At 41.4% G+C, this 4,875-nt stretch carries 3 protein-coding genes and 1 pseudogene; all 4 read right to left on the bottom strand.

Going from position 1 to position 4,875, the window contains the following annotated elements:
* Positions 1-338, bottom strand: a pseudogene (locus tag VB714_RS26745) (UbiD family decarboxylase); the annotation flags it as partial.
* Between the two features lie 112 nt (positions 339-450).
* Positions 451-1,737, bottom strand: coding sequence for an RNA ligase family protein (locus VB714_RS26740; protein WP_323228339.1), 1,287 nt, complete (start codon positions 1,735-1,737; stop codon positions 451-453).
* A 283-nt stretch (positions 1,738-2,020) separates the two neighbouring features.
* A complete protein-coding gene (locus tag VB714_RS26735) occupies positions 2,021-3,697 on the bottom strand; it encodes a SulP family inorganic anion transporter (protein WP_323228337.1) in 1,677 nt (558 codons plus the stop codon).
* Between the two features lie 181 nt (positions 3,698-3,878).
* On the bottom strand, positions 3,879-4,875 hold a 997-nt coding region (locus tag VB714_RS26730), incomplete at its 5' end, for a CO2 hydration protein (RefSeq protein WP_323228336.1).

The raw sequence follows: 4,875 nt of genomic DNA, 5'->3' as shown, positions 1-4,875 counted from the left end.
ACATCAAATAAAACTTTCCCAAAATCGATCGCCTGAGATATTTTTTTAGGGGGTTTGGGTTGTTGTAGCATTCCCAATTTTTTCCCCAAAGTTTCCAACTCTTCTGGTTTTTCCATATTCATCGACCAACAAATTCTCTCGACGGTTCCCATTAAGTTAATGGCGACGGGAAAATTGGACCCTTTGACATTTTCAAACAAGAGTCCAGGTCCGCCGAGTTGCAACATCCGATTAGAAATTTCGGCAATTTCCAAGTCTGGATCGACAAGGGCGCTAATTCTACGGAGTTGTCCTCGTTTTTCCAGTAGATCGATGAATCCTCTTAAATCTCTAGCCATTAGCGATCGCAATTTTTTTCTACCTGACTCCTTCTATCATACAAGGTTCTGCGATCGCGTTCTCCAAAGATATCTCGAGTGCATCTCAAATTTGTAAATCTATCATACGCCACTACAATAATTTCACTTTTTCTTGATACCATTGACGAGCAGTATTCATGACAGCTTTGCCAACATCTTTCCAAGTCAGTTGGGCGCTTTCTAATTCTGCTACGCTTTCTTTTTGGATATCAGCAGTCACCCACTTTAAAAATGCTCCCATTTTTTTCATATCAAGTTCGCCTGCACAGGCTTCTGTTAATGCTTGTTCTAGACGTACTTCTGTGACGAATAATTCTACAAATTCTTCGACATTTTGGGCAACTTCTGGATCGATATGAACTGCTTTTTTAACTTTAATGACTTGATGTTTTTCACCTTTGGCTTTAAAGAGGAGTTCGGCATAAGAAATTCCTTCGACAAGAGTATCGGTTTGCGGATACATGACCACGCCTTCTCCTAACCCTTCAATCCCAAAAGTTTCTTTGACCCAAGGATCGCAACGTTCTACTTCTTCAACCATTTGATTGAGCCGATCGCTTGCTTTTTCTAATTGTTCGCGATCGCCAAAATCTAAAACAATCGGTTCGCCAAAAAAAGGCAGGACAAAAATATCGGGATGAGGGGGAATAACTGCACTAATTCGCTCTGGATCGATCTCTAAACGTGCAGATTTGCCGTCTCTGCCCCCATATTGTAGGGCAAAGATGACAAAAATTTTGCGATCGATCTGGGAAATTGAGGTACGTTTTTGAATCCCTTTTCCACACCATTCTCCAAACAAAATTAAATGTTCTTCTCCTACAAGTTTGGCAAAGAAATCGATATTTTGTGTCACCCAATGGGCAAACCCAGCATTATCGCTGGTGGAAGTAATAATCCGCGATCGGCTTTGTACTGCGATGCGTCCATCGGTGAAAATTTGTATGCCTCCATTGGTCCCATCGAGTTTGATTTTGGCACGATAAATAACTTTTGGAGTCTTTTCTGCGATCGCCAAATTACGCCGCACATTATGCAATAGTTCGATACTCGGCCATTTTTGCAAGAGGACGGATTTTTCGATATTTTTCTGACAATAGCGATCGCTTAAATCGCTGCCTATCGGTTCAACAATTTTACCCAAGGCCATGCCAAATGATTGAATTCCTCGCAGTTTGCTGGGTTTAATTTTTGTCCCATCTTTTAAGATTGAATTGCTTAAAGCAATGGCGACAATATCCCCCACTTCATAAATATTCTCTAAGTTGGCGACGATCTGAGTTTCTTCATAACCGGGGGCGATCGCGCTATAAACGCGCAAAGAATCGGCGTTGGGGTGTTGTTCTGCTTTTTTCACTTCCATTGCAATTACAGGCATTTTACACCTCCCAGTGTTTTGTTGACTACCTGTAGTTTACTGTAATACAAAAAATGTAGCACGTCAAGAAAGAGCAACAAAAAAGCGATCGCACTACTGGTCTGTCAAGGATTTTTTGGCAGGTAAGGGCGATCGCCATAACCCTAATCCATTTCAATGGATTTTTTGTATGAGACAGCGCTTGGGGGATGCTGAGGTTTCCTCAGCATATCCAACCAAGTAAGAAGGGATTTTCAATCCCTGGCGGATCTAAACAGGCGATCGCTTTTTCGGTTATTCTCTCTTAAACATTCGCTTTTTCCTTATCCTCAATAATAGCAGGATGAAGAAATATATTCGCTTGACGCAAAGCCTCAATACGATTATCTAACTGGTTTTGTACGGGAATCATTGCTAAAACTTTTAACTTATTCAAACGGTCTTTTGCTTGACCTGTCGCCCCAACAAGATAAACCTCGCGTCGCTTGGCGATCGCATCTTTGATCATTGTTTCTACTGCCAAAGAAGCTGTAACGCCTAACAAGGTAACATCAGTAATATCCAAAATCAAAACCTCATAATGCTTGACAATAGACATTCGTTGAGAAATAGATTTTGCCGCCCCAAAACTCATCGGACCACCAAGGTGAAGTAATAAAATTCCTCCCATTGCTTCCTGTAAAATCGTCGTTTCTTCAGGTTCTAAAGGAATTTCTCCTTTAGGGTCTGTAACAATTTGTACTTTTTCGCTTTGCAACTTACTCAAACGTTCGATCGTTAAAATATTGGCCACAAAAACCCCAACCGCAACTGCAACAATCAGATCGACAAAAACCGTTAATAACATGACCCCATACATGATTCCTGTTGCTTTCCAAGAAACAACATGGGCGCGTTTGAGGAATCCCCAATCGATAATATCAATACCAACTTTGATTAAAATTCCCGCTAATACTGCATGGGGAATATTTGCAGTTAGATTACCTGCACCTAAAACAATCGCCAACAGAATTAAAGCATGAATAATTCCCGATAGGGGTGTTTTCCCTCCAGCTTGGACGTTAATCACCGTCCGCATGGTCGCACCAGCCCCCGGTAGTCCTCCCAATAATCCCGAGATTGTATTGCCAATTCCCTGCCCGATCAACTCGCGATCGGAGTCGTGTTGGGTACGGGTAATATTGTCAGCAACCAGGGAAGTTAAAAGAGAGTCGATCGCCCCTAAAACCGCCAACATCAAGCCATAACCCACGATAAAATCGAGTTTTTCCAAATTGAATGTAGGCAGATGCAAACTGGGCAACCCCGAAGGAATATCACCAATATGAGGAATATCGCTGTTAGGCAGTGCATAAACAGAAACTAGCGTCCCCACAATTAAAGCTAACAGAGGTGAAGGAATAATGCGATTGAGTTTAGCAGGAGACAAGAAAACGATCGCCAGGGTTAAGAGTCCTAAGCCCGTAGCCATGATGCTAGGATGGGTAATCTCTCGGGGAATGGCGCGAAAAGATGCCAAAACCCCTGCAACGTTGGGATAACCCAAAAAAGGCGCAATCTCAATAATAATGATGATTGCGCCAATACCGGACATAAATCCAGAAATGACCGTATAGGGCATAAGAGTGATGTATTTCCCCAATCGCAGCACCCCGAAGAGAATTTGAAAGAGTCCCCCCAACATGATGATGGTAAATGCTGTTGCTAAACCCGTTTCCGAATCCGAGGCCGCAACTGCTGTAAAAATTGTGGCCATAACCACGGTCATCGGACCGGTGGGACCGGAAATTTGCGAGGGGGTACCTCCACAAAGTGCCGCAAAAAAGCCTGTGGCGATCGCACCGTAGAGTCCTGCGATCGGGCCGACACCGGAAGAAACACCAAATGCCAAAGCTAATGGTAGGGCAACAATGGCAGCCGTTACACCACCAAAAACGTCACCGCGCAGATTTCTGAAATGTAAGCGATTAACAAGTTGCATTGTGGGAATTAGTAATCGATAATGGGAAATTGGCGATCGGTAATGGATAAATATGAGAGATTTTCTAACTTAATAAGTAGTCGGAATGCAACAATTTAACAATTTTCAAAGAAAAAGTCAAAGTAATTAAAGCATATTTTTATATTTTGATTAATAAATAAGTTTTTATTTTTATCAATATCTAGCGATTAACCTCAAGTAAACGAGAAGTTAAAAAACGACTCATCCAGCCTTTTAGATAAGCGCGATTCGCTTCTTTTTCTTCAGCATTCTGCGTATCTAAAGGATGAGGTGCTAATCCTTTAATTGCTGCTGTTGTTACGCAAAACATAGACTTCTGAAAACTCTGGCAAATCTGTACTCTGACATCATCCTCTTTACGAATTCTCGATTGATAAACTTTCCGCAAATAATCGGGTAAATAATGGCGCATATCTTGCATTAATAAGGTTGGGGGGATTCCCGAGCCGCCAATAGGCAAAGGATCGGCATATAATGCACCATAATTAAACATTGCTTGATCGAAGGGAATTTGATATTCTTGTGCATTATAGGAAACTGTTCCTAAAAAGGGAGTTCCCCGGAAGAAAATCGCTTCAACATAAGGAACTCCTGTATCCATTAAAAATGTTAAACCCGCAGATTTAGGGAGGAGATCGTAGACTTTTCCCGCTAATTTTACAGAATAAGTAATCGGTTTAGCAGCATCGGTTACTAAACCATCAAGTATATGTTGAACGACTTGGGGAATAGATTGAATTTCACCGCGATCGTAGCGATCGCTTAAACTGAGAAATATATCTGCCATGACTCGCCAAAATTGTCCCAAACCGCTATAGTAAGACATTTGCCGTGTTTGTTCAAGTAAAAACTCTGGGAAGACTTTATGCAATCCTAGCATGATGAAATTGCCTTTCCACCTAGCACGAATAGCTCGATCTGCTAATTCTTTAAATTCGTCAGTATCGAGGTATTTATCTAAACCTCCTCCTCCATGCCAAAACATTGCTTTCATGCAATACTCGGCATATTCATAGTTAATGCGATCGTGCCACCAATAGCGCAATAGTTTTTGAGTATTAATTTGCCCGTTAAAGTATTTAAAAAAAGGAAATAGGACTAAAAACTGTTCTTCAGAAATATAGATGAGATTGCGAGAATAAGCATCTAAAACAACT

Source organism: Spirulina sp. 06S082 (assembly GCF_034932145.1).
GTDB lineage: Bacteria > Cyanobacteriota > Cyanobacteriia > Cyanobacteriales > Spirulinaceae > CCY15215.
Note: the sequence above shows the minus strand (reverse complement) of the source record. Positions and strands in the feature narration are given on the sequence as shown.